Below are 24568 nucleotides of genomic sequence, written 5' to 3' on the forward strand. Positions count from 1 at the left end.
TTTACCTAATATCTATTTTTCCTACAATAAATATTATAAAAAATATCTTAATATATAAATATTAGCAAAAAGCACCGTGCATTTAATTGAAAATTTTATAATATTTTTTGAAATTAAGTGTTGACAATAATACTATCAGCTCTTATAATGTAAAAGTGTTCGGACGGCAAGTCCTTAAATTAAATATGCGCCATTAGCTCAGTTGGTAGAGCACCTGACTCTTAATCAGGGTGTCCCCGGTTCGACCCCGTGATGGCGCACCAAACAAAACCGCTTATCTCTAAGGCTAAGCGGTTTTTGTTTTTTATAAAGTATAAAATATTGTTCCCAAGAACCAACAATAAGAATTCTACATTTTTTTCAGATAAATAAATATTTTGTTGTTGACATTATCAAATATTGCTCTTATAATATAAAAGTGTTCGGGCGAGGTAAGCCCTTGAATATTAAGTATGCGCCATTAGCTCAGTTGGTAGAGCACCTGACTCTTAATCAGGGTGTCCCCGGTTCGACCCCGTGATGGCGCACCAAAAAACCGTTTGATTATTCAAACGGTTTTTATTTTTGTTAAAATACTTCTAGTAAATCATTTTGTGTTGAAATTAATATTTCTTTTTGCTTTCTGGTCATTTTTTTGATGCCGTGTTCTCTTGATAACGCTATAGATTTAGTTTCCACCTCTTCGTAATACACAAGAGTCACAGGAAGTCTTGCTCTTGTATATTTTGCTCCCTTGCCCAGATTATGCACTTTAATTCTTTTTTGCAAATCATTCGTATACCCTGTATACAGTGTCTTGTCAGCACATTGTAAAACATAAACGTAATACATTTTTTTAAAAAACACCTCTAATATGTAAATATTTAATATTCTAAACAAGTATTTTAGCAACAGCCCTCACCATACAGGAATCAGCCCTAATCTTTAAAGGAAATGCCATTAATTCAAAATCAGATCCTGACGGGATTTTGTCCAGATTAGTTAGATTTTCCAGCAGCAGAACACCGTTGCCCAGCAAGTATTTGTGCATTTCATAAGGGAATTTGTCAGGTGAAGGTGAATCCATTCCCACCAATTTAACCCCTTGGTTTACCAGCATTCTGCAAAATGACAGGTCAAGCACGGGGTGATTACTATAATAGATATCCTGTCCGTAAAATCTATCCATCCCGGTATGAATCAATACTATACTCTTTCCCCGCATAGTTTGCAAATGGCTGTTTTCTGCTTCTAAAACGCTTTTACCAAAGGTATGTATTAGGCATGCAGGGCCATAAAATCTTTCCAAAGGATAGTCACATATGTATTCATAAACATCAGTCAAGTGCATTGCCCCATCAACATGAGTTCCAACGTGCATTCCTGTTTCAATCCAATGATTATTATACTGTTCTTGGGAAAATTTATGGGTATGGCACACTTTCACACAAGCGTCCCCGGGATAAACAGGCATATTGTTAAATATATCACGAGATAAATCTATTAGTTTCATATTTTTACTTCCTAATAATTTTTATAGTCTATATCAATTATACCGTTTTTATGAACTCAGGTAAAATTAATAACAAAAAGGCTTCATAAAGCCGATTTAACCTCAGCAAAATGAAGCCTTTTGTTATTATTGTACGCTATAAGTGGTAACAACACTGCTTGCACCGCAGGTAATGTCTATATTATATGTCCCGGTATCCGTTTTCTCGTCTACCTTCCAAGTACATAAAAGATTTCCATCCTTACCTGCAACCAAATTTCTTACAGATGAGTAATCTCTCCCGTTGATTTTATAGGATGCAATAATTCTGCAATTTGAGCCTGGTGCAACCTTTATTGCAAGTACCCCTATTTCTCCTCGTTTGATATACGGTCTTCTAGCAACAATTTCTATTCCTCCGTCATTTTGTGCTTGGAAGTTGCTTTGCCTATTTGTCACATCTATACTCCCGTCCTTTAAACCTTTGTAGTTTATAAAGCCCGGCAGCAATAATGCAATAGCTAATAAATAAGATAAAATACGTTTCAAAATAAAATCACCTCGAAGTATTTATTACTTATTTTTCACCATTATTATTTTAATATTAATTGTTTAAGGTAGTAATTAATGCTAATTAATAATTTTTTGCAAGAATCTGGAAGTATGCTTGAGGATGGTCGCATACAGGACATACTTGAGGAGCTGTTTCTCCTACGTGAATGTGTCCGCAGTTTGCGCACTGCCATATTACTTTTTCATCTTTAATAAATACTGCATTACCTTCAACATTCTTTAAAAGAGCCAGATATCTCTCCTCATGCTCTTTTTCAATTTCTGCTACAGCTTCAAAAAGATAAGCTATTTTATCAAAACCTTCTTCTTTTGCCTCTTTTGCAAATTGCGCATACATATCGGTCCATTCATAATGCTCGCCGCTTGCAGCATCCTTGAGATTGGATGCAGTATCGCCTATACCATCATGTAGAAGTTTAAACCATATTTTAGCATGCTCTTTTTCATTATTTGCTGTTTCCGTAAACAATGCTGCTATTTGCTCATATCCCTCTTTTTTTGCTTTCGATGCATAATATGTATACTTGTTTCTTGCCTGTGATTCCCCTGCAAATGCAGCCATAAGGTTTGCTTCTGTCTTAGTTCCCTTTAAGTTACTCAATTGAAGTTACCTCCTGTTTTTTAAAATAATAATATATTAATAATGTTATACCATAGTTTTCTTGATTTGAAACCACCCTTTTCAGAAAAAAACTAATGATAAATTATATCACACAAAGGTAATTTTAATGAATTATGCCAATACTATGTTTGCTTATATAAGTTATAATGTTAAACAAAAGATATTGATTAATATTAATAATAATAGACATAGCACAGGAGGCTGATTATCATGGATAAATCAATTAGCAAAAAGGTATCTGATTCCAGAACTGAGCAAATTCAAATACTAATGCCTGAACATATAAACGGGTTTAACCGTCTTTTTGGCGGCAAGCTTATGGAGTGGATTGACGTTGTTGCAGCTGTTGTTGCCAGAAGGCATTCCGGCTGTAATGTAACTACAGCATCCATAGACAATTTACAATTCAAAGCACCTGCTTACGTAAATAGTACTATATTTTTACTGGGTCAGATTACTTATGTAGGAAATACGTCAATGGAAGTAAGAGTAGATACCTTTGTGGAAGAACTCAACGGAACACGTCGCATGATAAACAGAGCATATCTGGTTCTCGTTGCATTGGATAATAATGACCTTCCTGTTCCCGCTCCGGGAATAATCCTGGAAACAGAAGAAGAGAAAGCAGAATGGGAAGCCGCCAGAAAACGCTGTGAACTAAGAAAGCAAAGACGCCGTGAAGAGTTCTGATATAGCACTGATTAATCAGAATCAAATAAATACCTGAGCATTTTTTGAGGATTGTTAAGAAATTGTCTGGTTACAATATAATGCTCAGTTTCCTCATACTGAGTCAACTTAATCCCATTCTCATCTATTGTGAAAATATCTGCATCTGGATAAGCCAATAGAATAGGCGAATGGGTAGCTATAATAAACTGACAGTTTTGTTTGACAAGCTCATTTATACGAACCAGTAGTGTCATCTGTCTGGTCGGGGACAGTGCAGCTTCAGGTTCATCAAGTACATACAGGCTGTTCCCTCCAAACCTGTTCAATATCAGTGACATGAAGCTTTCTCCATGGGACTGATCGTGCAGAGATTTTCCTCCATATATATGTATGAATGGGTTTGGTGCAGCCTTATCAAGCCTGTCAATCTCACTTGCAACATTATAGAAGCTTTCAGCTCTTAGAAAAAAACCATCTTTCGGTCTTTTTACACCCTTTGCAACAATGAGATTTTTATATAACGTAGAATGTGTTTCTACTGAAGAAAAATTAAAATTTTTTGTGCCACCCTCAGGATTAAACCCTAAATTTACGGCAATAGCCTCTAGTAAAGTTGATTTTCCGGTACCGTTTTCACCTACAAAAAAGGTTACTTTCTTATTTATACTCAAAGGTCCAAGATTCCTGACAACAGGTAAAGAAAAAACATAGCTTTCATTGGACGAAATATCTTCTCTTAGTTTAATTTCTCTCACATACAAATCATTGAAAAGGTTAGGCATCCTTCTTCCTCCGTAATAGGTTCCCTAAGGGTTTATCAATTTCTATTATATACAGGTTTCTTCAATAAATCAAGAACATTTGTTCTGTTTATTTTATCTGATAACCTTTGATTATTTAGAAAAATATGTAATAATAATCATATAATCATTGACGGAGATGTTTTTATGAATATTGATATATTGACAGATATTATAAGAAATGCTGACAGCATTGTATTTTTCGGAGGAGCAGGAATGAGTACCGAGTCAGGCATACCTGATTTCCGGTCTGAAAACGGCCTTTATATGACAGCCGGCGGCACAAAGTACTCACCTGAAACAATGCTTTCACACAGTTTTTTTGTTTCGCATACCGACGAGTTTTTCAAATATTATACAACTAAAATGATATGTAAAGAGGCTAAACCAAATTCAGGACATATAGCTCTGGCAAAACTTGAGGAAGCCGGCAGACTTAAAGCTGTTGTAACACAGAATATAGATGGTCTTCACCAACTGGCCGGCAGCAAAAAAGTTTTTGAGCTGCACGGCTCGGTTCACAGAAATTATTGTACTAAATGCAGAAGCTTTTACGATTTGGATTATATACTTAATGCAAAAGCTATTCCCCGTTGTGTTAAATGCAACAGTGTTATCAAGCCTGATGTGGTACTGTATGAGGAGTCTTTGGATAATGACGTGGTAAGCGGTGCCATAAATTCAATAAGAACTGCCGATGTTCTTATTATTGGCGGAACTTCACTGGTTGTATATCCTGCAGCAGGACTTATTGATTACTTTAGAGGGAAAAAACTGGTTCTTGTTAATAAAAGCACCACGCCCTATGATTCAAGAGCTGACCTCGTAATAAATGATTCAGTGGGAAAAGTCCTTGAAACTGCTGTAAAACCCATTCTATAAAAAACTACATATTTACAATTGTTTTAGCAAGCATTTTGCCTAATACAACACCCATAAGGCAAAATGCTATGCTTAAAATAATATTTGCTACACCAAAAACTGCTTTTCCATCCTGAAAAAGGTTAACAGTTTCCAGACTAAAGGTTGAAAATGTTGTAAACCCTCCTAAAATACCTGTAGTTAAAAATAACTGTAATTTTTTGTTATCAGGACACAAACCCACAAGCAGCTGTGTTAATAATCCTATCAAAAAAGAACCCAGTATGTTAATAATTAGTGTTGCTATAGGAAAACCACTTGTATTAATCTTATTTATTAAAGTTGATATATAATATCTTGATGCTGCCCCAATGAATCCTCCAAGTCCCACAAATATTGCGTTCATTTTAAAATCCCCTTCTTAAGCCATTTCATTATAAATATTTTCTCAAGTTAATCAAAATGTAAGTGTATTTTTATTATATACCAGGTTATATTTATACTCAAATTCCTTTCAAAATGCAATTTCATAATTGCACTATTCTCAAAGATGTGATAAATTATTTATGCGTGTAAATGCATAAATTCGACTTTTTATGCATTTACAGCTCTCTGGAGAGTCCCAGGAATGGGCGCCGAAGGTGCAAGGCAATGGTTTTTTCATTGCCGGTCTCTCAGGCAAAAGGACAGAGCTTTATAGCTTAACGTCTTTCTCTTGGAGAGCCAAAACATTCGTTTTGGCTTTTTTGTTTTTCAAAAATTTCAAGAAAGGATAGGTTAAAAATAATGTTAGACAAAATCATCAGTTTCTTTTCTTTTGAAAAGATCAGCAATTTTATTACTTGGTTTGACGGTATTGTTTGGGGATTACCATTAATTATCTTAGTTCTGCTCGTTGGAATTTTACTCACAGTAAGAACCGGTATGCTGCAAGTCAGACATCTGCCCCGTGCTCTGAAGTATATGGTTAAAAATGAAGAAGGCGGTAAAGGTGAAGTATCCAGCTTCGGTGCACTTTGTACGGCACTATCTGCCACAATCGGTACAGGAAATATAGTAGGTGTTGCAACTGCAATCGTTGCCGGCGGTCCCGGCGCTTTATTCTGGATGTGGATTGCAGCATTTTTCGGAATGGCTACTAAGTATACAGAAGGACTTCTGGCTATAAAATATCGTACCATTGACGAAAACGGACATGTTTTAGGCGGTCCATTCTACTACATACGAAATGGTATGGGCAAAAGATGGGGGTGGCTTGCTAAGACTTTCTCATTTTTCGGAGTCGCTGCCGGACTTATGGGTATCGGAACCTTTGTGCAGATTAATGGTATTTCTGATGCAGTACGTAATTATTTTGATCCCAATAATCTTCATACAATATCTATTATGGGAAAAAGTTATTCATTAGCAATAGTATTAACTGCTGTTATCGTTACTTTGTGTGTAGGATTAGTTATTATTGGCGGAATAAAAAGAATAGCAAGCGTATCGGAAATCATTGTCCCTTTTATGGCAATTTCTTATGTTATAGCTACACTCATAGTTCTTTTTGCAAATGTAAAGGCAATTCCCGATGCTTTTGTTCAGGTTTTTGAAGGTGCCTTCGGACTCAAAGCCGTGGGTGGCGGAGCAATTGGTGTTGGTATAAGTTCAATGCTTAATTCCATGAGAATGGGTATTGCCCGCGGTATATTCTCAAACGAATCCGGTTTAGGAAGCGCCCCTATTGCTGCTGCTGCTGCTAAGACTCAGGAACCTGTACGTCAGGGTCTGGTTTCAATGACAGGTACTTTTATTGATACAATTATAATCTGTACAATGACTGGTCTCTGTATTATAACTACAGGTTCATGGAACATAGGACTTAAAGGTGCCGCTGTAACACAGAACGCCTTTAAAGAAGGATTTGGTTTTGCACCTACGCTGGGTTCCTTTATCCTTATGATAAGCCTCGTGTTCTTTGCCTTTACAACAATTATCGGTTGGAACTACTACAGTGAACGTTGCATGGAATATCTGACAAACGGTAATATGAAAGCAGTTAAGGTTTTCCGTTGGCTGTACATTCTGGCTGTTTTCGCAGGCCCCTTTATGACAATAGAGATTGTTTGGAATATATCAGATATTTTCAACGGCTTGATGGCCTTTCCAAACCTGATTGCTCTGATAGCACTTAATGGTGTTGTTGCAGCGGAAACTAAGAAATATTTTGATAAGATAAAGGAAAGAAAGCTTACTTAATTTTTGCTTTGATTTTTAAAGGCAAAACATTAAATTTAGAGTGTCACAAAAGTGCTAAAAAGCAATTAATTAAATTTACACATAAAAACAGCTTTCAAAATATTGAAAGCTGTTTTTATGTGTCATTAGGTCAAAATAGGTACAATTTCATCAATTGTGTTATCCCACTATATTAAACGTATAAATGCAGGGACTTTCTTTGCTTACTCCGCTCTGGGGTATGTCCATTGAATTAATTTTGAGTTTTATTCCCAGTGTTTTTTCTAAAGCATACATGCGCCCTCCCGCACAACTTTCATAATATAACATAAACGGTGCTGTGAGTTTTCCATTAAGTGTATGTCTGTAACACTCATCACAGGCAAATGTTATCGTTATGGTATTAGTTTCTTCGTCCAAAGTGATGTTGCGTGTCTTTCCGGTATAATCCTTTATGAAAGTGTCTAAGTAGAGTTCCAGTCTTACGCAAAGAGGTTTATCTGCGTGTTCCATCGCAAACGCTTTACGGACTTTATCGTGCCCGGTACCCAGACAGCCCCCATGTTGTTCCCAGAGCGTAAAGCGCTGCTTTTCGGTAAGATGTTCCCCCATTGCTTCCATAAACCTGTTATCGCACTCGTTTCCGCTGTATGTTTGCACAATGCTTTTAAATATAGGCAATATATCCTCGGAAATACCGTTTTTTCGCTTTTTCATAATGCTTAACATCGTTTTCAATTGATTAAGCCTCCAAATCTATCTTTTCTTCCTTTAGTTTTATAGGTACATATCTTTGTAGCTGTTCATAGCCGAGGCCTTTTTTTATTTCATCGTCATTATAGGTCATGTTCCCCATGATGTCCCGTTCTTCGTCAAGCATAAAATTCGTTTTTTTCAACCAATTTAAGATTTTGCTTTCAACTTTCATAATGCTGTCATCATCACCGTCAATGCATACGGCAGAAGCATACAAACCGCCTTTTAACTCAGTGACTTCTTACGGAGCGGTATCAAGTTCGTTGACACACTCATGTACACTATATAGCCATCTGAATTTTCCGTCGTTTCTTCTGCACAAAAAATCGGCGCAATCAAAAATAGCATTTTTTTCAAATTTTTATGCTTACCAATCCAAAACATTAAACAGTCTTCATTAAACAATTCATCAAAATTTTGATACTGTGATGTCAGTGCCAAAAATTTCGGTATTCTCATAATCATTACATCCGGGATTTTCTTATTGAGTTTTTCGGTTATTTCCATCAAACGATTCACATTCGCCGGCTTGCCGTTGTAATCAACATTTACAAGATGTCCTTAAATCTCTTGAGCCTTTTCGTAAAGCAGCTTCACATCCGCATCCTTCGCAAAATCGGATTTTTTGATTTGCTTTATAAATTCCAACACAATAGACTTCAACTCGTGCAGAAGCGATACCTCTTCGTCAATGACATCAACTTTGTTCCCCATAACCTCCAGTACTACCTCAGAATCCGGTGCGTCAAATATACGCCGGATATCTTTTATGCTTATGTTCAGTTTTCGCAACGTCAATATCTGCTCCAACCGTTTTACGGCAGCCTCATCATACATTCTATAGGCATAATCTTCACTTCGGGTGCTGGATATCAGCCCCATATCTTCATAATACTTCAATGCACGTGCAGAAATATCATATTTTATTGACATTTCACGTATTTTTATAAGTTCGCTCATATTTTGCCTCCGTAACCATTTTCTATAACCATTATAAAGTACGACGCAACGATGGAGTCAACAGAAAATGAAAGTTATGTAAATCTTCTAAGCTTTCAATTAAACAAAAATCGCATGAGGAAATGTGAAAATTCAGAATAAGGGTAAAATATGGGTAAAAAATAAAGACAGACGTTTTCTAATAAAATCTGAAAACGTCTATCTTACCTGAATTAACAGTGGAAAAAAGATTTATAAACAGAACGGATTTTCTTGAGTTCAAGCACTTGAAATTTTTAGAGTTAATCATTCATGATTATATTACAGAATTTTTCTATTTGGTTTTTTCTGTTTTCAATATCACCTTTATACTCGATAGAACAGAGTCCCAAACTATTCTTTGGTACTATTTCTAAGTGTCCATAAAAGTGTTCTATGCTTTCTATTATTCTATTACACTCCTTTATACTCGGTCCCGTTCTCAATGCAATACTATATCCCTTTTTCCCATGACCAATTATTGCATGTGGCTCGTGTGTATTACACCAAGGGGTGCATCTGTCTATAAATGATTTAAATTGTCCCGGGATATCGGCCCAATAAGAAGGTGCTACTGAAATAATAATATCAGCCCAACAAAATTCTTTGACGACATTTAGAGCATCATCATTTTGTATGCATTCTGCTGTTTTATGACATACCCGGCATCCTTTACAAAACTTTATTTCATAGTCATCAATACAAATGTTTCTAATATCAAATTTTGCTTCCAATAATGAGTTGACTACGTTTATTATTTCGGCTGTGGCACCATTTTTTACAGGGCTACAGTTTATCAATAAAACATTCATCAATAGACCTCCTCAAATTGCTGTTTGCCTATATGGTATTGTAAATTTATAATACCATATTTAGATATAAAAAGCAGCCTTCAACCGCTTGCAAATAGCATATTCCAGAAAAAAATATGTAAAGCACAGTTTACCTATTCTTATTTTGTGTACCTTTTGGTGGTGATTATTTTGAGTGAATCTGTAAATGATGCTCTATCTAATAAAGACAAAATACTTTCAGAATATTCAAATACTGGAACCCGACTAAGAAATCAAGGGATAGACATGTCCGGGGTTTATTTTGGAATCAACGATAAGTTAAGAACAGGAGAAGATAAATCAAAGAGACAATCAAAATTCGAAGTTATCAATACATCATCCCCAAATTATCAAGAAGAATCTGAGGATGAAGATGTTGATACTACCCCGGAAGGTCATTTTCTTTGGAAACCAGAGAATGATTTTATTAAGGTCTATCCCGAAGCTTTGAACAAGATCTCGTTTCGACTTACGGGTGCTGAAACACTATCATTGATACGACTTATCCCTTTTATTGATTATCAAAGTGGAATGCTCAAGAAAGATAAGAAGCCACTCATAACCAAAGATATTGTTGAACTCATGAAGTTTTCAAAGGTCACGGTTATTAATAATGCGAATAAATCAGCTCCGCATATGAAAATATTTTATAGGCAAGCCCGTTTTATTGCTTATCAGAAATTTATAGATAGACGTCCAAATTTAAAATAATTTGCATATTATTGCAGGAATATAATTCCTTTTATAGAATTAGCTTGATAAAAGGAGGAATAATTTATGGAAAAAGATTTGAAATTAGCCTTGATATCAGAAGTTAGAGAAGATTTAAGAACTATAGAGCAAATACAAATAACCTTGGTATTGTCTTATTATGGATTTTTTACTTTAATTGTTTCTGTTATGCTTTCAAATAACATAAATGTATTTAAGGCAAGCTTAATAAATACAATCGTATTTACTTTATTGTTTGTTCTAGGCATTGTTTTGCAAATGATTCAAATAAGTTATAAATATTGGCAATCACATTATCTTAAACTTTTAAAAACTTGGATTAGTGAATTTAAGATAGATGATTCTGAATTACCAGTTTGGTTAGCAAGTGAATATAAAAAGATGACTCCTTGGAGCATAAATTTAATTTTGAGAATTTCAACTATATCACTTACGGTTATATCTTTTATAGTATTAATATTTTATATATCCAGATTAGTTATTAAAATATAGTTTTTTACTTAAGGCACCTATAAAGGTGCTTTTTTCTTGCCCGAAAGAAGGTGGTGTTATTATGGTAGCAAAACAATCTCGCAAAATTATAAAATCACCTGCAAAAACAGAGGAGATTTCTATAGATATCTTTGAACCCAGTCCGCTCGAAACGGAACTTTTGCCTGTTAATCCCCTGCTTCAATCACCGGTTATAACAGTAAATGATGAAACTGAGCAAAAAGTCCAAATAATAACTGAAATTGAATCTCTTGCCCAAATAAATAAGCAGCAACTAGCAGTCAAGCGGCAGCAAATTGAACTTGAGGTTGAGAAAATAATAGATTCTGTACTTTCGGAAGAGACTTTGAAACGTGTATCCAAGAGTATTAACACACCTATGGACATGAAGTTTATGGCCGAAGCTGCTGAACGATTAACCGGCACTCTCAAGAACCTGATGAACAGGAACTCCATGGATGAATTCGGCACAAAGAAAAAACAGAAGATTAACTTCATTTTCAAGAGCTCTGGTACAATTACAGGACAGAGTATAAACCACATTTGTACACATGAGTAAAGGCAGGGTGAATCTCAAAGAACTTCAGGAGGCTCTTGGACATGACGAATCAACGACCACATTAGATATATATGGGACTATGTTAAGTGATACAAAAACGACTGCGATCAAAATTGATGATGTATTTAAAGGTCTAGATGATGAAATGGAAAAAATCAAGGTGAAATCAGTAGAAAGAGAAAAATCAAAAGTCATACAAATCAATAAATTTAGAAAAATTAAATAAGCCGAAAGGCTTATTTTTTTGCGATAAATAAATAATCTTCGTAAAACTTTCGTAATTTTTATAAAAAATAAGCGGCTTTCAATTTCTGAAAGCCGCTTATTTACTATGGTCGGAATGACGTGACTTGAACACGCGACCTCTTGCACCCCAAGCAAGCACTCTAGCCAAACTGAGCTACATCCCGATAACGCGAAATTAATTATAGCATACTAAATTTAGAATGTAAATACTAAAAAATATTAATTTATATCCTAATAAAAAAAACCGGAATGCATATTTGCAATCCGGTTTTTTTTATTCTTCTTTTGGTTGTAATTCACTTATATGATACGTAATACACTTGGAAGCTTTTGGTACTTTGCTAACCTTTGGCGTTGTACTCATTACAGCAGCAGTTGCTGTGGCTTTAGCACGCCCTGCTTTTTTGGCCTTTGCTTGTAAAAGCTTACCCAAATTTGTACTACAATGTTTGTTACTGCAACTTCCATTAATAATCATTGACCCACACTTGCAGAATTCTACCATAATATTCATCCCTTCAAGTCTTGTATGAAATACTAGTATACCACAAGAAAGGCCACAATTGTCACTGGAAATAAATGTATTCTAATGTTGTTCAACTTCTTATTAACTAATTTTAATGTAATTTTGAAATTTGCATTACTCTTTCGCTTTGTTTTAACGTTAGTAGTTGTCCTGTTTTTATTTATGCGAACCCTAGTAACCGGATGAATTCTCAAAACTTTTTGTATCATTTTAAGACCGCCTTATCCTGAATACTCCAGTTAATATATCGGCATTTTATAGCAAAAAAAATAGCCTTTAGTTAAAACCAAGGCTAAAGTTTGAGTAGTACCTTAATTAAAATACACAAGGTTAATAATGTTTACCCTTCTTAGCAACTAATCTATATACTATATATCCAGCAATAACAAGAATTGCTAATGGTATTAATTGTTTTAGTATGAATCCGACTATACTAACCGCCGTTATCAGCAAAAATATTGCTACTATTATGGTTATAATCCTTTTAGTTTTATCATCCATATACTTTATCCCTCCGTCTTTATTATAGGTAAATTATACACCTATATATATACTTTTGTCTATAAAAATTTAATTATTTTGATTCAATTATTAATTTTTTTAATATTTGAATCAATTTCATTAATTTCGATAACCTTTTGCAATCAAATTTATTGATTGTATTACAAAGTCAACTTCATCATTTGTATTAAAACAGCCTACACTTAATCTGACAATTCCGGAATTTACTGTCTTAAAATGTGAATGTGCCAACGGAGCACAGTGGAGACCTGCTCTGCATTCAATTTTATACTGCTTGTCAAGCAGATAACTGACTTCTGAAGAATCCACTCCCTCAAAGTTAAATGCCACTATCCCACTGTTTTCTTCAGCACTTTCTGGACTGAATATCTTTATATTATTAATACGACTTATGCCATTAAAAAGTCTGACAGTTAGTTCATCCTTTTTTTTACGAATTTTATCAATACCATTTTTTTGAATAAACTCCACTCCTGCCCCAAGCCCTGCTATACCCGGTGTGTTTAAAGTTCCGCTTTCAAGTTTGTCGGGCATTATTTCAGGCTGATACAGCAGTTCTGAACTACTGCCTGTACCGCCTCTCATTAACGGCCTCATCCTTATTTTAGGTGACACATATAAGCCGCCAGTTCCCTGAGGACCCAGAAGACCTTTATGTCCGGGAAATGCAATCATATCCGCATGAATCCGGTTTATGTCAAACTCTATACTTCCCAATCCCTGCGATGCATCCAGCAAATAATTTATGCCATTATTCCGTGCTATTTTTCCAATCTCTTCAACGGGCATGATTATACCGTTAACGTTTGATGAAAGCGTACACACAATCAATTTTGTTCTCTTATTTATACTTTTTCTTATATCCTGCGGATCAACACGTCCAAGACTGTCAGCACCAACAATAGTCAGCTTAACTCCACCGTATTTTTCAAGGGTTTTTAAGGGTCGTATCACCGAATTATGCTCCATACAAGTTGTAATAACATGGTCCCCCGATGAAAGGCTTCCGCAAATTGCTATGTTTAAAGCCTCTGTTGCATTTTTGGTAAAACTAATGTTCAGACTATCCTCTATTTTCAGCAGCTTTGCTATACGTTCACGAGTAGTATTCACAGTTGTAGCACTGGCAATAGACATTGTATGACTCCCTCTGCCCGGATTGGCACAATAAGTTCTCAGACATTTATCCATTTCGCTATATACAGCATCAGGTTTTGGAAAGGAAGTAGCAGCATTATCCATATAAATCATAATATACCTCAACTATTTTGATGGTTTATTATAATGTATGAAACTATTATTTCTTTAGTTCCTCCGTAAGAAGCTCTCCCAATATTTTAACTCCCTTAGTAATTTTCTCCTCTGTAAGACCCGAAAAGTTGAGTCTCATTGTATTTTCGTGTCCCCCTCCCGGATAAAAAGCACTCCCCTGTACAAATGCCACTCCTCTTTTCATTGCATTAACCAGAAGCTCTCTGCTCGATATCATTTGAGGTAAAGTCACCCACAAAAACATTCCCCCCTGGGGGTCTGTGTAGGATATTCCCTCCGGAAAATATCTCTTTATAGAATCTAGCATTGTATCTTTTCTCTTTTTATAAATTAATATATTATCTTTTATATGAGCTTTAATATCGTATTTTTCTATATAACGTGCAATAAGCATTTGCGTAAAGAAGTTAGTATGCAGGTCTGTCCCCTGTTTTAGAAGAATATATTTTTTTAATATTTCTTTCGATGCACTCACCCACCCAACCCTGAAGCCGGGACAAACTGTTTTTGAGAAAGTACTCAGGTATATTACTCTTCCCTCAGTATCAAAGCTTTTTAAAGGAGGAAAGTTATTTCCGTCAAAGCAAAGTTCACTATAGGGATTGTCTTCAACTATAATCAGGTCATAATTACTGGCAACATCCATAAGAGCTTTACGACGCTCCAGACTCATTCGCCTTCCCGTTGGGTTTTGGTAGTCAGGTATAGTGTACAAAATTTTTATGTTTTTGTTTTTGTTCAGCTTCTTCTTTAAATCCTCAATAATTAAACCTTCTTCATCCATTTCAATTTCCATATATTCGGGGTAGCATGGATTAAATGCATTTATGGCAGATAAATAAGTAGGACTTTCACAGAGAACAACATCTCCCTCATCCAGAAAAACCTTAGCAGTAAGATCTAAACCCTGCTGTGAGCCTGATGTTATCAGAATATCGCAAGGCTCCACAGTAATTCCCTTTTCGCCCATCAGCTCTGCAATAATTTTATGCAGTTCGTCATATCCTTCTGATACTGCATATTGCATTGTTTTTGCCCCATTTTCTGATAATACCTCATTACATAGTATTTTCATTTCTTCAACAGGAAATGTCTCCTCCGCCGGGAGACCACCCCCAAAGGATATAATATCCTCCGAATCCGTTAATTTCAGAAGCTCTCTTACTTCAGATGATTTAAGTGTAAGAGCTCTCCTTGCAAATGTATCTTTTAGCATGAAATTCCCTCCTTCATAGCAAGAATTTTATATAAATGGATTAATCTCTGCTTTAAATTCATATTTCTTTTTTAAACTGGCTGTGGAGTACTGCTTTATGCAGTTCTTTAAAATAGAAACACCCTCTTTTATGTACTTTTCACTGGGATAGGAAAAATTAAGCCTTATATAGTTGCCATTAATACTATAACCCGGATAAAATATATCCCCCAGCATTACCACAACCCCTTTGTCGGCTAAGCCTTTGACAAACTCATTCATGCGTATATAATCAGGAAGCCTGAGCCAAATAAAATATCCTCCATTCGGGACGGTTATTTCCATACCGTCCAAGTTACCTTTGTTTAGTTCATTTAGCATCAAATCCCTTTTGTTTTTATATATTTTTCTTAAATAATCTAAATGAGGCCCCATATGTCCACCATTTAAAAATTCATTAATTGTAAGCTGCGAAAGTGTACTTGTCTGTATATCAGTAATCTGTTTAAACTGAATAAACCGACTTATAATATTCTCACTTGCCACAACAAAACCTACTCTTAGACTGAATGAAATTGTTTTTGAAAATGAGCTAAGGTAAACTACATAGTCGTTATTGTCCAAGCTTTTCAGAGATGGTAACGGATTGCCACTGTAATATAGCTCACCATATGGATCATCCTCAAGAATTGGCAAATTATAATAATATGCTAGTTTCAGAAGCCCTTTTCTTCTTTCTAAGCTCATGGATACTCCCGTTGGGTTATGAAAATTGGGCTGAGTATATAGAAATTTCGGTCTGTACTTTATAAGACAGGATTCCAGAATATCCAGCCGTATTCCCTCATCATCCATTGGTATTCCTATAATCTTTGCATCATAACTTTCAAACGCTTGTATGGCACCTATATAAGTAGGTTCCTCCACCAGAACTACGTCTCCCGAATCTATAATCGTACGTGCAAAGAACTCTATAGATTGCTGTGAGCCTGATGTAACCATTATTTGTTTTGTTCCTGCATTAATACCATTTCCCTGAATATATGCCTTAATTGCGGTTTTCAGCTCAGTGCTTCCATCAACGGGAGTGGGCATAAACAGCTTTTCTCTATATTTTTCTATTATCTGAAGGTTCAAATTTTTCATGAGATTAATATCACAAGCGTCTTCTGAAGAAATACCTGATGCAAAAGATATAATTCTTTCTTTTTCAAATACTGATAATATATTATTTATTGTTTGCTCCCCTGCTCTTGCAGCTCTTTTGCTTTCAAACTGTCCCCACCTCACTGGCGGTATGTACATTTTCTCTTGAGTAACATCCTTTGTCAGTGACGCCAGAACTACTGTTCCACTACCTATTCGTGATTCGACCAGACCGTCAGCTTTAAGCTCCATATACGCTTTAACAACTGTACTTCTGTTTACACCAAGTTTCATGCTCAGTGTCCTTTCAGCAGGTAATATAAAATTTGAAGGCAGCTTGCCAACTACAATTTGATGCTCTATCTGTTTTTTTATCTGCAAGTATATAGGAGTTTTTGATTCTCTGTTTATTGTAATATCCATTTTTCCTTCTCCCTTTAAACTAACAATATGTTTTATGTAAATAACTGGTAATAAGTAATTTTAAAATTGGTACCATCCAATTTTATTATAAGGCATAATTTATTATAGAAAAACATCCAATTTGCACATTTTACACCAAGCCAATTTATACATGTAAAGAAAAAGCTGTACCCTTGAAATCGTCTCTCTTCAAAGGTACAGCCCAATAATTTCTTTATACTAATTAATTTTTGCCTTCCTCAAGCTGGTAATTACCGGTATTGCAATGAATCCTCCTATCAAGGCTGTTACAAGCTGCGGCCAACTGAACATACCCAAAAGTTTTTGAGCAAACTTAGGAAATTCAAATATACCAAGGAATAAATTAATAGAACCGTACAAAAATCCAAACTTCAAAATAGAAGCTAGAATAACACCTGCATATTTGTTTTTGTTATATAGAAAGTAAAATACTATTACCAATATAAGGTTTGCTACCGATATTACGGGAGCATACAAAAGTAGTGCGGCTGCCAGTGGAGCATGGTTGTTTATAAGTGATGTAAAGGGAGATAACACGGCAATTGCTATCCCACCTCCAATCCCTGCTGTCATTGCAGCTACTAATATACACATATTGACCAATGGGCCAACTATAAAATTATTATATGCCGGAAGGCTTCTTCCGGCCATCTGCACCGCCACTACAACAGCAAGAAGAACCGCAGTTCTTGTAATCATACCAATTTTATTATTTTTCATATATGTCCCCCTCTTGTAAATTATATAATGATATAGAATGAATAATACATTGAATTATTGTATAAATATACCACAAAATTCTGCTTATTAACATCATTTTAGCAATGTGCTTAACTAAATTCCCATTTCCTATGGACTTTTTAATTGAAAAGTAGCATAATAAATCTAGAATTTTCACATAAATTGATTGATACTTTCTTATAAAATATCAAATTTTGCTTAATAATTATAGAGAAGGGAGTAATACGAAAATGAATATTTCTATTACCAAAACTACAAATCCTAAACAAAAACCCGATATGAACAATTTAGGATTTGGGACATATTTTACTGACCATATGTTCATTATGGATTATACTGAAGGAAAAGGCTGGCATGACCCGAGAATAGTGCCATACGCTCCTTTAGAAATGGACCCGGCATCAATGGTTCTTCATTATGGTCAAGCTATATTTGAAGGCTTAAAAGCATATAAAGCTAAAAACGGCCATATTCTTCTTTTCAGACCTGATAAAAATATGGCAAGAGTAAACAGTTCTAACGAACGACTTGTAATACCCAGCATCGACGAGGGCTTTGGTGTACAAGCTATTAAAGAACTGGTTAACGTTGATTCAGACTGGATTCCTGACGCTCCGGGTACATCTTTGTACATACGTCCGTTTATAATTGCAACAGATCCGTATCTGGGTGTAAGACCATCTGATACTTACAAGTTTATAATCATTCTTTCACCGGTTGGAGCTTATTACAAGGAAGGAATGAATCCTGTAAAAATATATGTTGAAAGCAACTACGTACGTGCGGTAAAAGGCGGATTGGGCTTTGCAAAAACAGTTGCAAACTATGCATCAAGTCTTAAAGCACAGGTTGAAGCTAAACATTCAGGATATACTCAGGTTCTCTGGCTGGATGGTATTGAAAAGAAATATATTGAAGAAGTAGGAACAATGAATGTATTCTTTAAGATAGACGGAGAAGTTATAACTCCATCCCTTGAAGGCTCAATTCTTCCGGGTATAACTCGTATGTCAACTATTGAAATGCTGAGAAAATCAGGTATAAAAGTTACTGAACGCAGAATAACAATTCAGGAACTATATGATGCACACGCAGCAGGAAAATTGGATGAGGCATTCGGTACCGGTACCGCAGCAGTTATTTCACCTATAGGTGAATTTAACTGGGATGGAAACGTTATTTCTGTAAACGGTGGAAAAATTGGACCTGTAGCCCAAAATGTATATGATACAATCACTGGAATTCAAAGTGGTGAACTTGAAGATACTTTTGGCTGGACACAGATAGTTAAATAATAATTATATTATAAAAGCTCTTGTTTTCGATCATGATTACAAGGGCTTTTTAATTTGAAGTTATAATGTAAATGGTACAGGTATATATTAGAGAAGGATATTCTAATAAGTGCGGTATCAATCTGAAATGAATTATTTTATATTTTCATCATTTATTGCTTTTGCATTAACTTTTTATTTGTGTAATAAAAGTAAAATTTTTCAATATATTAAAAAAAGTTTTTTACCTCTTTGTGCTGCATTATTCATTATAGCTCTGATAGTTTTTCCTAAGACGGCTGTTTCTTCAGCTTCAAAGGGTATCCACCTGTGGTTGGAAGTGGTTTTTCCTTCTCTTTTCCCATTTTTTGTCGCTTCTCAATTACTAAACCGCTCAGGTTTTATTGGGTTTGCAGGTATTATAATGGAGCCGGTAATGCGGCCTATTTTCAATATACCCGGGTGTGGCTCTTTTGCTCTTGCTATGGGTATTGTAAGTGGCTATCCAATAGGTGCCTCCATCACAAGCGATTTGAAGCGGCAGGAACTTATAACTAAAACTGAGGCCGAGAGACTTCTGACTTTTACAAATAATTCAGGTCCCCTTTTTATTATGGGAGCTGTAGCCGTGGGAATGTTTAATATGCCCGCAGCCGGTTACCTTCTATATATTAGCCATGTTGCCGCTTGTCTTACAGTAGGGTTTATTTTCAGATATTATAAGAGTTCTGAGAAAAGTACCCAAAAACCTTATTTAAAGATGTCCCAAAAAATCAGATTTGAGCTCAAAAAGTTAAAGAATTCTGATATAAGCCCATACACTCTTTTTGGTGAATGTGTAAAAAGCTCTATATCCACTATCTTCGCCATTGGAGGATTTATTATATTTTTTTCTGTTTTAATAAATATTCTGATTTCAAGCGGATTTAGCGGATGGGTCTGCAGTACAGCCCCAACTTTTCTTAGCAAATTGGGTATAGGACCGCAACTATTGGAAGGAATTTTTTGCGGTTTCTTTGAAATAACTACCGGCGCAAACCTTATCAACTTAGCAAATGCAGACTTGGTTATAAAACTATGTACGGTAAGCCTTATAATAGGTTGGGCAGGCCTGTCGGTACATGCTCAGGTTTTAAGCGTAATAAACGGCTCCGATATAAGTGCAAAGCCTTATATTCTTGGCAAAGCCCTTCAAGGAGTTATTTCATGTGTATATACTTTTATAGGTTATAATTTATTCAGCAGCCTCATTCATAAAACATCTTCTGTATTTGCAAATTCAGAAAAGCTATTTCCAGATAACTGGAAAAGCATATTACAATCTTCTTTTAATTCTGTCTTAATAATATCAGTAATAATGCTGCTGATTTCTGTTATTTATATATGTACAACTGCTTTTATGTCAAGGAAAAACTTATTTTAATTCTTCCCTGTTGGTTCTGATAACCTCGGCAGCTTCTGACAGTATATCCTCGACTTTATTTAGAACACCGTCGGCATACTCTCTGGCACCCAACCTGACTTCTCTTGCATTTTTCTGTGCAGCTGCAATGATTTCGTTGGACTGTTCATAAGCTTTTTTGGTTATTTCATGCTCGTCAACAAGAGATGCAATTTTATTTTCAGCATCCTTCATTATATTGTTGGCTTCCCTCTGTGCTTCCAGCAAAATCCTCTGGCGTTCTTCCTTAACCCATTTTGCCTGCTTTATATCGTCTGGCAGCTTGAGCCTCATCTCTTTAATTATTTCAAGTATTTCTTCCCTATCCAGAAGACATTTTCCTGAGAACGGTACACTTGGACTTTTCTCAACAAGTTCCTCCAATGTTTCCAGTATAGTTAAAATTTCCATATCATAAACCTCCCCGGGTTATTTGAGTTTAAATTTATCAATAATGTCTTTTTCTATGCATTCAGGTACCAGGCCATTTATATTTCCCCCATGTCTCGCAAGCTCTTTTACCATACTTGAGCTTAAAAAAGAATAGTTTATACTTGACATCATAAAAAGTGTTTCAATGTCAGGCGCCTGATTTTTATTCAACAATGCCATCTGCAGCTCATACTCAAAATCCGATACAGCCCGCAAGCCTTTAATTATTACATTTGCGTTTTTTTCCTTTACAAAGTCAACCAGCAGTCCTGAAAAGCATTCAATTTGAACATTGGTATTATCCTTAACTACCTTTTTTAATAAGTTAACTCGTTCATCAATAGAAAAGAGAGGATTTTTGCTATGATTAATTAATACTGCAACAATAAGTCTGTCACAAATTTTTGATGCTCTCTCAATTATATCTAAATGTCCGTTTGTAACAGGATCAAAACTTCCGGGATATATAAATGTGTTCATTCTTTTATCATCCTTGAAATTTATTTTCTTTTGTAAAAAGTTAATTTGGTTTTTCCATAAACCTGCTGTCTGGAAACACACAGTGTACCTATTTCCTGAGGCAGCTGATCCTCTATATCTGTTTCGACAGATATTAAAACCTTTTCATCCAACACTCCAGAATTTTCAAGATTTTGTAAAATACCCGGTACAATTTCCTTTTTATATGGAGGGTCTAAAAAAATTATATCAAACTTTTTACTCAGTTGGGAGAGTTTTTTCAGTATTATTTGTGCTTCACCTAAAAAAATCTCTGATTTATCCATTAATTTTGTATGCTCCAGATTTCTGGTTATAATTTCTGTACTTTGCTCACTCTGATCGCAAAATACAGCACTTTCAGCACCTCTGCTCAACGCCTCAATACCAAGGCTTCCGCTACCCGCAAACAAATCCAGTATGTTTGAGCCGGGTATATACGATGCTATTATATTAAATAAATTCTCTTTTACCCTGTCTGTAGTGGGCCTTGTGTTCATTCCTTCCAAAGTACTCAACTTTAAACCTTTGGCACTTCCTGAAATTACTCTCAGCATACTAATCACACCTGACTTCTTTTATGATAATGTAACCTTGTCCCCAAAATAAGCGGCAAGGTGTTTCTTTAATTCGTTATGTTTCATAAGCCCCGGGTCAGCCTGAATAATCTCCATTGCACTCTCCTGAGCCTGCTTTAATATTTCCATGTCCTTGTACAAATTTGCTATTTTTAGTTCGGGTAGCCCGTGCTGTCTGGTACCAAAAAATTCACCGGGACCCCTTATTTCCAAGTCCTTCTCTGATATTACAAAACCGTCGTTGGAGTGAGTCATAATTTTCATTCTTTCTTTTGCAACCTTTGAGTTTGACTGGTTAAACAAAATACAGAAGGATTGTTCATCTCCTCTGCCTACTCTCCCCCTCAACTGATGCAACTGCGCCAGACCAAATCTTTCAGCATTTTCTATTATCATGACTGTTGCATTAGGTACATTTACACCAACCTCTATTATAGTTGTAGATACAAGTATACTTATTTCACCGGAAACAAAGCTCTTCATTATTGCTTCTTTTTCAGAAGACTTCATTTTTCCATGAATAATTCCTACGTTTAAATCACGAAATACACTTTTGCTTATATCTTCTGCCGTAACTACTGCTGATTTTGCCTCTATCTCCTCAGATTCTTCTACAAGCGGGCAAACAATATATACCTGTCTGCCTTCATTTACTTTTTCCCTCACAAAGTTATTAATTCTCTCCCTCATAGCTTCATTTACAGAGTATGTTTTAATCGGTTTTCTGCCTGGCGGAAGCTCATCAATTATTGATATATCCAAATCACCGTATAAAATCAGCGCCAGAGTTCTGGGAATCGGAGTTGCAGTCATAACCAAAACATCAGGATTCTGACCTTTTTCCGTCAATATTGTTCTTTGGCGAACTCCAAATCTGTGCTGTTCATCAGTAATAACAAGCCCCAGCTGTTTAAATTCTACATAATCCTCTATAAGTGCATGAGTTCCAATAACTACATCAGTTTTTCCTTCTTTTAATTCTTCTACTATCAACTGCTTCTGCTTTTTTGTCAGACTGCTGGAGAGTAATTCAACTGAAACACCAAAGCAGTCAAACAAGCTTTTTATGGATTTGAAATGCTGTTCAGCCAATATTTCCGTTGGTACCATTAAAGCTCCCTGGTAACCACATTTAACAGCTTTAAACAATGCCAGAACTGCAATCATTGTCTTTCCTGAGCCAACATCCCCCTGCACAAGTCGGTTCATTACACGAGAACTTTCCATGTCCTTTTCAACTTCCACAAAAACCTTTTTCTGTGCATTTGTGAGCTCAAAGGGAAAAGATTTAATAAAATCTTCCATTTGGTCTATGTGAGTATATTTTATACCCACTCTTGTATCTGTTGCAAGGCTCTTGTATGATAAAAGCCCCAGCTGCAGCATAAACAGTTCTTCAAAAACCAGTCTGAACCTTGCACTTTCAATATCCCGGACAGAAGCCGGAAAATGTATTTGCTTTATAGAATAGGTTCTGTCAGGGAGCTTGAACTTATCTCTGACAGATAAAGGTATCATGTCTTCAAGCTCAATATCATTTATTATCTTTATTGCCTCATACACAACCGACCTGATAATATTCTGTCCCAAATCTTTGGTAGAAGAATAAACAGGAAGTATTTTAAGGCTTTTCTTCATGTCTTTAGAACTTGCTTTTTCAAAAACCGGATTTACTATTTGCAGTTTATTTAATTTTCTTTCTGCTTTTCCGAAAAATATATAGTTATCTCCAAGTTTTAAAGAATTTTTAACATATGGCTGATTAAACCAAATTGCCGTAATCTTTCCGGTACTGTCCTCAATTGAAACTCTTGATACCGTCATACCTCTTTTTGGTCTTGTTATGCTTACATTTGACACTATAGTTCCTTCAAAGGAACACGGAACACCATTCTGAAGATCAGCTATATTCTTTATGCTGCTTCTGTCTTCATATTCTCTTGGGTAATAAGTTAAGACATCAAATAAGTTATGGATTTCAAGTTTTTTAAATAGTGATTCCCGTGACTCGCCAACACCCTTTATATATCTGATTGATTTTTGCTTCAAATCGTTAATAGTTATTTTTTTCATACAACCTCTTTTGTAAGTACACTAGCAATATTTCTTTAAGTTTCCGGCTATGTAAAGTAAATTGTACCATATTTTTCGACATTGAAAAAGGGTACATGGTCCTGTATCCTTTAGTCATCTATAATTGATATGATTTTAATTTAAAAAGACTTGCAGTATATGGCTTTTGTGTGTTAAAATAGTTATTGCTTGATGCCGAATTTTGAGAAATTAAATTCTCCAATAATTAAAGGAGGTGTAATATATGGCAAAGTGTGAAGTATGCAGTAAAGCAACTACTTTTGGAAACAATCGAAGCCATGCATTAAATGCTACTAGCCGTACATGGAAACCTAATGTAAGAAAAATAAAGATAATTGATAATGGCACACCAAAGTCAATTAACATATGCACAAGGTGTCTTCGTTCAAACAAAGTTACCCGAGCTATATAATTTGATTACGTTAAATTTCTAAAAATAAAAAAGCGTTACGAGACGCTTTTTTATTTTTCCATTTTTTACTTCTTCTTATGTAAAATCAGCCTATTTTAAATACCTTCTTTAATATGTTTCCAAAAAACTTAGGCATTTTTAAAACTACTATCTTCATAATTACACTCCCCCTGAATAG

Annotated in this window: 31 protein-coding genes, 3 tRNA genes and 1 riboswitch; of the genes, 12 read left to right on the top strand and 22 right to left on the bottom strand. The window is 35.3% G+C overall.

Annotated elements, in window-relative coordinates; genetic code table 11:
• Window positions 1-187 precede the first annotated feature (187 nt).
• Together P0092_RS12670 and P0092_RS12675 are read left to right on the top strand one after the other, a co-directional pair.
• Window positions 188-263 (top strand) — tRNA-Lys (locus P0092_RS12670).
• 191 nt (window positions 264-454) lie between these two features.
• Window positions 455-530: transfer RNA gene (locus P0092_RS12675), tRNA-Lys, on the top strand.
• 37 nt (window positions 531-567) lie between these two features.
• On the opposite strand, the gene P0092_RS12680 is transcribed toward P0092_RS12675, so the two are convergent.
• From P0092_RS12680 to rbr, 4 genes are all read right to left on the bottom strand, one after another.
• Window positions 568-831 (bottom strand): GIY-YIG nuclease family protein, encoded by a 264-nt coding sequence (locus tag P0092_RS12680; protein ID WP_004617819.1) that lies wholly within the window; start codon window positions 829-831, stop codon window positions 568-570.
• 40 nt (window positions 832-871) lie between these two features.
• Window positions 872-1492, bottom strand: coding sequence for a cyclase family protein (locus P0092_RS12685; RefSeq protein WP_004617818.1), 621 nt, complete (start codon window positions 1490-1492; stop codon window positions 872-874).
• Window positions 1493-1618: 126 nt separating this feature from the next.
• Window positions 1619-2020 (bottom strand): hypothetical protein, encoded by a 402-nt coding sequence (locus tag P0092_RS12690; RefSeq protein ID WP_004617816.1) that lies wholly within the window; start codon window positions 2018-2020, stop codon window positions 1619-1621.
• An 85-nt stretch (window positions 2021-2105) separates the two neighbouring features.
• Complete coding sequence (gene rbr / locus P0092_RS12695) at window positions 2106-2645, bottom strand: rubrerythrin (protein WP_004617814.1); 540 nt, start codon at window positions 2643-2645, stop codon at window positions 2106-2108.
• Window positions 2646-2876: 231 nt separating this feature from the next.
• On the opposite strand from rbr, the gene P0092_RS12700 reads away from it, so the two are divergent.
• Entirely contained in the window at window positions 2877-3356 is a 480-nt protein-coding gene (locus tag P0092_RS12700; protein WP_004617811.1) for an acyl-CoA thioesterase, read from the top strand.
• A gap of 11 nt (window positions 3357-3367) precedes the next feature.
• Here P0092_RS12700 and P0092_RS12705 read toward each other — a convergent pair whose 3' ends face one another.
• Window positions 3368-4120, bottom strand: coding sequence for an AAA family ATPase (locus P0092_RS12705; RefSeq protein WP_004617809.1), 753 nt, complete (start codon window positions 4118-4120; stop codon window positions 3368-3370).
• A gap of 165 nt (window positions 4121-4285) precedes the next feature.
• Between P0092_RS12705 and P0092_RS12710 the strand changes: the two genes are divergently transcribed.
• Window positions 4286-5020, top strand: coding sequence for an NAD-dependent protein deacylase (locus P0092_RS12710; RefSeq protein ID WP_004617808.1), 735 nt, complete (start codon window positions 4286-4288; stop codon window positions 5018-5020).
• Window positions 5021-5024: 4 nt separating this feature from the next.
• Here P0092_RS12710 and crcB read toward each other — a convergent pair whose 3' ends face one another.
• Window positions 5025-5405, bottom strand: coding sequence for a fluoride efflux transporter CrcB (gene crcB, locus P0092_RS12715; RefSeq protein ID WP_004617805.1), 381 nt, complete (start codon window positions 5403-5405; stop codon window positions 5025-5027).
• 196 nt (window positions 5406-5601) lie between these two features.
• A riboswitch (glycine riboswitch) is annotated at window positions 5602-5699 on the top strand.
• Between the two features lie 86 nt (window positions 5700-5785).
• On the opposite strand from crcB, the gene P0092_RS12720 reads away from it, so the two are divergent.
• Window positions 5786-7240, top strand: a complete 1455-nt coding sequence (locus P0092_RS12720) for an alanine/glycine:cation symporter family protein (RefSeq protein WP_004617803.1) — start codon at window positions 5786-5788, stop codon at window positions 7238-7240.
• Between the two features lie 159 nt (window positions 7241-7399).
• On the opposite strand, the gene P0092_RS12725 is transcribed toward P0092_RS12720, so the two are convergent.
• The 5 genes from P0092_RS12725 to P0092_RS12745 all read right to left on the bottom strand — a co-directional run bounded on the left by P0092_RS12725 (window position 7400) and on the right by P0092_RS12745 (window position 9765).
• The gene (locus P0092_RS12725; protein ID WP_004617801.1) at window positions 7400-7957 is read right to left on the bottom strand and encodes a hypothetical protein; all 558 of its coding nucleotides are present in this window, start codon (window positions 7955-7957) and stop codon (window positions 7400-7402) included.
• A gap of 4 nt (window positions 7958-7961) precedes the next feature.
• A complete protein-coding gene (locus P0092_RS12730) occupies window positions 7962-8117 on the bottom strand; it encodes a hypothetical protein (RefSeq protein WP_276186910.1) in 156 nt (51 codons plus the stop codon).
• 83 nt (window positions 8118-8200) lie between these two features.
• On the bottom strand, window positions 8201-8494 hold the full coding sequence (locus tag P0092_RS12735; protein ID WP_276186912.1) for a hypothetical protein: 294 nt from the start codon (window positions 8492-8494) through the stop codon (window positions 8201-8203).
• 42 nt (window positions 8495-8536) lie between these two features.
• Window positions 8537-8935, bottom strand: a complete 399-nt coding sequence (locus P0092_RS12740) for a MerR family transcriptional regulator (RefSeq protein WP_004617793.1) — start codon at window positions 8933-8935, stop codon at window positions 8537-8539.
• Window positions 8936-9216: 281 nt separating this feature from the next.
• The gene (locus P0092_RS12745) at window positions 9217-9765 is read right to left on the bottom strand and encodes a flavodoxin family protein (protein WP_004617792.1); all 549 of its coding nucleotides are present in this window, start codon (window positions 9763-9765) and stop codon (window positions 9217-9219) included.
• Window positions 9766-9936: 171 nt separating this feature from the next.
• Between P0092_RS12745 and P0092_RS12750 the strand changes: the two genes are divergently transcribed.
• The 4 genes from P0092_RS12750 (at window position 9937) to P0092_RS12765 (ending at window position 11795) form a co-directional block, all read left to right on the top strand.
• Window positions 9937-10497, top strand: a complete 561-nt coding sequence (locus tag P0092_RS12750; RefSeq protein WP_004617787.1) for a hypothetical protein — start codon at window positions 9937-9939, stop codon at window positions 10495-10497.
• A 66-nt stretch (window positions 10498-10563) separates the two neighbouring features.
• On the top strand, window positions 10564-11010 hold the full coding sequence (locus tag P0092_RS12755) for a hypothetical protein (protein ID WP_004617785.1): 447 nt from the start codon (window positions 10564-10566) through the stop codon (window positions 11008-11010).
• A 61-nt stretch (window positions 11011-11071) separates the two neighbouring features.
• Window positions 11072-11569, top strand: coding sequence for a hypothetical protein (locus P0092_RS12760; protein ID WP_004617784.1), 498 nt, complete (start codon window positions 11072-11074; stop codon window positions 11567-11569).
• The gene (locus P0092_RS12765) at window positions 11562-11795 is read left to right on the top strand and encodes a hypothetical protein (protein WP_040758411.1); all 234 of its coding nucleotides are present in this window, start codon (window positions 11562-11564) and stop codon (window positions 11793-11795) included. Before P0092_RS12760 ends, P0092_RS12765 begins: the two co-directional genes overlap by 8 nt.
• A gap of 106 nt (window positions 11796-11901) precedes the next feature.
• Here P0092_RS12765 and P0092_RS12770 read toward each other — a convergent pair.
• The 7 genes from P0092_RS12770 to P0092_RS12800 all read right to left on the bottom strand — a co-directional run bounded on the left by P0092_RS12770 (window position 11902) and on the right by P0092_RS12800 (window position 17640).
• Window positions 11902-11979: transfer RNA gene (locus tag P0092_RS12770), tRNA-Pro, on the bottom strand.
• A gap of 110 nt (window positions 11980-12089) precedes the next feature.
• Window positions 12090-12320 carry a hypothetical protein gene (locus P0092_RS12775; protein WP_004617779.1) on the bottom strand — a complete coding sequence of 77 codons (231 nt, stop codon included), beginning with the start codon at window positions 12318-12320 and terminating at the stop codon, window positions 12090-12092.
• Between the two features lie 351 nt (window positions 12321-12671).
• The gene (locus tag P0092_RS12780) at window positions 12672-12842 is read right to left on the bottom strand and encodes a hypothetical protein (RefSeq protein WP_004617776.1); all 171 of its coding nucleotides are present in this window, start codon (window positions 12840-12842) and stop codon (window positions 12672-12674) included.
• A gap of 120 nt (window positions 12843-12962) precedes the next feature.
• Window positions 12963-14114, bottom strand: a complete 1152-nt coding sequence (locus tag P0092_RS12785) for an aminotransferase class V-fold PLP-dependent enzyme (RefSeq protein WP_004617774.1) — start codon at window positions 14112-14114, stop codon at window positions 12963-12965.
• Window positions 14115-14160: 46 nt separating this feature from the next.
• Window positions 14161-15351, bottom strand: coding sequence for an aminotransferase-like domain-containing protein (locus P0092_RS12790; RefSeq protein WP_004617772.1), 1191 nt, complete (start codon window positions 15349-15351; stop codon window positions 14161-14163).
• A 27-nt stretch (window positions 15352-15378) separates the two neighbouring features.
• Entirely contained in the window at window positions 15379-16899 is a 1521-nt protein-coding gene (gene pdxR, locus P0092_RS12795) for a MocR-like pyridoxine biosynthesis transcription factor PdxR (protein ID WP_004617770.1), read from the bottom strand.
• A gap of 219 nt (window positions 16900-17118) precedes the next feature.
• Window positions 17119-17640, bottom strand: a complete 522-nt coding sequence (locus P0092_RS12800; RefSeq protein ID WP_004617768.1) for an ECF transporter S component — start codon at window positions 17638-17640, stop codon at window positions 17119-17121.
• A 251-nt stretch (window positions 17641-17891) separates the two neighbouring features.
• On the opposite strand from P0092_RS12800, the gene P0092_RS12805 reads away from it, so the two are divergent.
• Window positions 17892-18956, top strand: coding sequence for a branched-chain amino acid aminotransferase (locus P0092_RS12805; RefSeq protein WP_004617766.1), 1065 nt, complete (start codon window positions 17892-17894; stop codon window positions 18954-18956).
• A 127-nt stretch (window positions 18957-19083) separates the two neighbouring features.
• Window positions 19084-20358 (top strand): sporulation integral membrane protein YlbJ, encoded by a 1275-nt coding sequence (ylbJ, locus tag P0092_RS12810; RefSeq protein WP_242831729.1) that lies wholly within the window; start codon window positions 19084-19086, stop codon window positions 20356-20358.
• Here the strand turns inward: ylbJ and P0092_RS12815 are convergent.
• From P0092_RS12815 to recG, 4 genes are read right to left on the bottom strand one after another with little or no spacing between them, the layout of a single operon-like run.
• Window positions 20350-20787 carry an ATPase gene (locus P0092_RS12815; protein WP_004617762.1) on the bottom strand — a complete coding sequence of 146 codons (438 nt, stop codon included), beginning with the start codon at window positions 20785-20787 and terminating at the stop codon, window positions 20350-20352. The two genes, ylbJ and P0092_RS12815, sit on opposite strands and share 9 nt — an antisense overlap.
• Window positions 20788-20805: 18 nt before the next feature.
• Window positions 20806-21288, bottom strand: a complete 483-nt coding sequence (gene coaD / locus P0092_RS12820; RefSeq protein ID WP_004617760.1) for a pantetheine-phosphate adenylyltransferase — start codon at window positions 21286-21288, stop codon at window positions 20806-20808.
• Window positions 21289-21308: 20 nt separating this feature from the next.
• A complete protein-coding gene (gene rsmD / locus P0092_RS12825; RefSeq protein ID WP_004617758.1) occupies window positions 21309-21863 on the bottom strand; it encodes a 16S rRNA (guanine(966)-N(2))-methyltransferase RsmD in 555 nt (184 codons plus the stop codon).
• 21 nt (window positions 21864-21884) lie between these two features.
• Entirely contained in the window at window positions 21885-23957 is a 2073-nt protein-coding gene (gene recG / locus P0092_RS12830; protein WP_004617756.1) for an ATP-dependent DNA helicase RecG, read from the bottom strand.
• 244 nt (window positions 23958-24201) lie between these two features.
• Here recG and rpmB point away from each other — a divergent pair, with 244 nt between their 5' ends.
• Complete coding sequence (gene rpmB, locus P0092_RS12835; protein ID WP_004617754.1) at window positions 24202-24390, top strand: 50S ribosomal protein L28; 189 nt, start codon at window positions 24202-24204, stop codon at window positions 24388-24390.
• Window positions 24391-24568 lie beyond the last annotated feature (178 nt).

Origin of the sequence: Ruminiclostridium papyrosolvens DSM 2782, from assembly GCF_029318685.1 — a bacterium.
GTDB classification, from domain to species: Bacteria; Bacillota; Clostridia; order Acetivibrionales; family DSM-1351; genus Ruminiclostridium; species Ruminiclostridium papyrosolvens.

Bases quoted from the DNA above. Each gene is read 5' to 3' on its own strand.
- P0092_RS12680 (WP_004617819.1), bottom strand. From the start codon at position 831: ATGTATTACGTTTATGTTTTACAATGTGCTGACAAGACACTGTATACA.
- P0092_RS12685 (WP_004617818.1), bottom strand. From the start codon at position 1,492: ATGAAACTAATAGATTTATCTCGTGATATATTTAACAATATGCCTGTT.
- P0092_RS12700 (WP_004617811.1), top strand. From the start codon at position 2,877: ATGGATAAATCAATTAGCAAAAAGGTATCTGATTCCAGAACTGAGCAA.
- P0092_RS12705 (WP_004617809.1), bottom strand. From the start codon at position 4,120: ATGCCTAACCTTTTCAATGATTTGTATGTGAGAGAAATTAAACTAAGA.
- P0092_RS12710 (WP_004617808.1), top strand. From the start codon at position 4,286: ATGAATATTGATATATTGACAGATATTATAAGAAATGCTGACAGCATT.
- crcB (WP_004617805.1), bottom strand. From the start codon at position 5,405: ATGAACGCAATATTTGTGGGACTTGGAGGATTCATTGGGGCAGCATCA.
- P0092_RS12720 (WP_004617803.1), top strand. From the start codon at position 5,786: ATGTTAGACAAAATCATCAGTTTCTTTTCTTTTGAAAAGATCAGCAAT.
- P0092_RS12740 (WP_004617793.1), bottom strand. From the start codon at position 8,935: ATGAGCGAACTTATAAAAATACGTGAAATGTCAATAAAATATGATATT.
- P0092_RS12745 (WP_004617792.1), bottom strand. From the start codon at position 9,765: ATGAATGTTTTATTGATAAACTGTAGCCCTGTAAAAAATGGTGCCACA.
- P0092_RS12755 (WP_004617785.1), top strand. From the start codon at position 10,564: ATGGAAAAAGATTTGAAATTAGCCTTGATATCAGAAGTTAGAGAAGAT.
- P0092_RS12760 (WP_004617784.1), top strand. From the start codon at position 11,072: ATGGTAGCAAAACAATCTCGCAAAATTATAAAATCACCTGCAAAAACA.
- P0092_RS12765 (WP_040758411.1), top strand. From the start codon at position 11,562: ATGAGTAAAGGCAGGGTGAATCTCAAAGAACTTCAGGAGGCTCTTGGA.
- P0092_RS12775 (WP_004617779.1), bottom strand. From the start codon at position 12,320: ATGGTAGAATTCTGCAAGTGTGGGTCAATGATTATTAATGGAAGTTGC.
- P0092_RS12780 (WP_004617776.1), bottom strand. From the start codon at position 12,842: ATGGATGATAAAACTAAAAGGATTATAACCATAATAGTAGCAATATTT.
- P0092_RS12785 (WP_004617774.1), bottom strand. From the start codon at position 14,114: ATGATTTATATGGATAATGCTGCTACTTCCTTTCCAAAACCTGATGCT.
- P0092_RS12790 (WP_004617772.1), bottom strand. From the start codon at position 15,351: ATGCTAAAAGATACATTTGCAAGGAGAGCTCTTACACTTAAATCATCT.
- pdxR (WP_004617770.1), bottom strand. From the start codon at position 16,899: ATGGATATTACAATAAACAGAGAATCAAAAACTCCTATATACTTGCAG.
- P0092_RS12800 (WP_004617768.1), bottom strand. From the start codon at position 17,640: ATGAAAAATAATAAAATTGGTATGATTACAAGAACTGCGGTTCTTCTT.
- P0092_RS12805 (WP_004617766.1), top strand. From the start codon at position 17,892: ATGAATATTTCTATTACCAAAACTACAAATCCTAAACAAAAACCCGAT.
- ylbJ (WP_242831729.1), top strand. From the start codon at position 19,084: ATGAATTATTTTATATTTTCATCATTTATTGCTTTTGCATTAACTTTT.
- P0092_RS12815 (WP_004617762.1), bottom strand. From the start codon at position 20,787: ATGGAAATTTTAACTATACTGGAAACATTGGAGGAACTTGTTGAGAAA.
- coaD (WP_004617760.1), bottom strand. From the start codon at position 21,288: ATGAACACATTTATATATCCCGGAAGTTTTGATCCTGTTACAAACGGA.
- rsmD (WP_004617758.1), bottom strand. From the start codon at position 21,863: ATGCTGAGAGTAATTTCAGGAAGTGCCAAAGGTTTAAAGTTGAGTACT.
- recG (WP_004617756.1), bottom strand. From the start codon at position 23,957: ATGAAAAAAATAACTATTAACGATTTGAAGCAAAAATCAATCAGATAT.
- rpmB (WP_004617754.1), top strand. From the start codon at position 24,202: ATGGCAAAGTGTGAAGTATGCAGTAAAGCAACTACTTTTGGAAACAAT.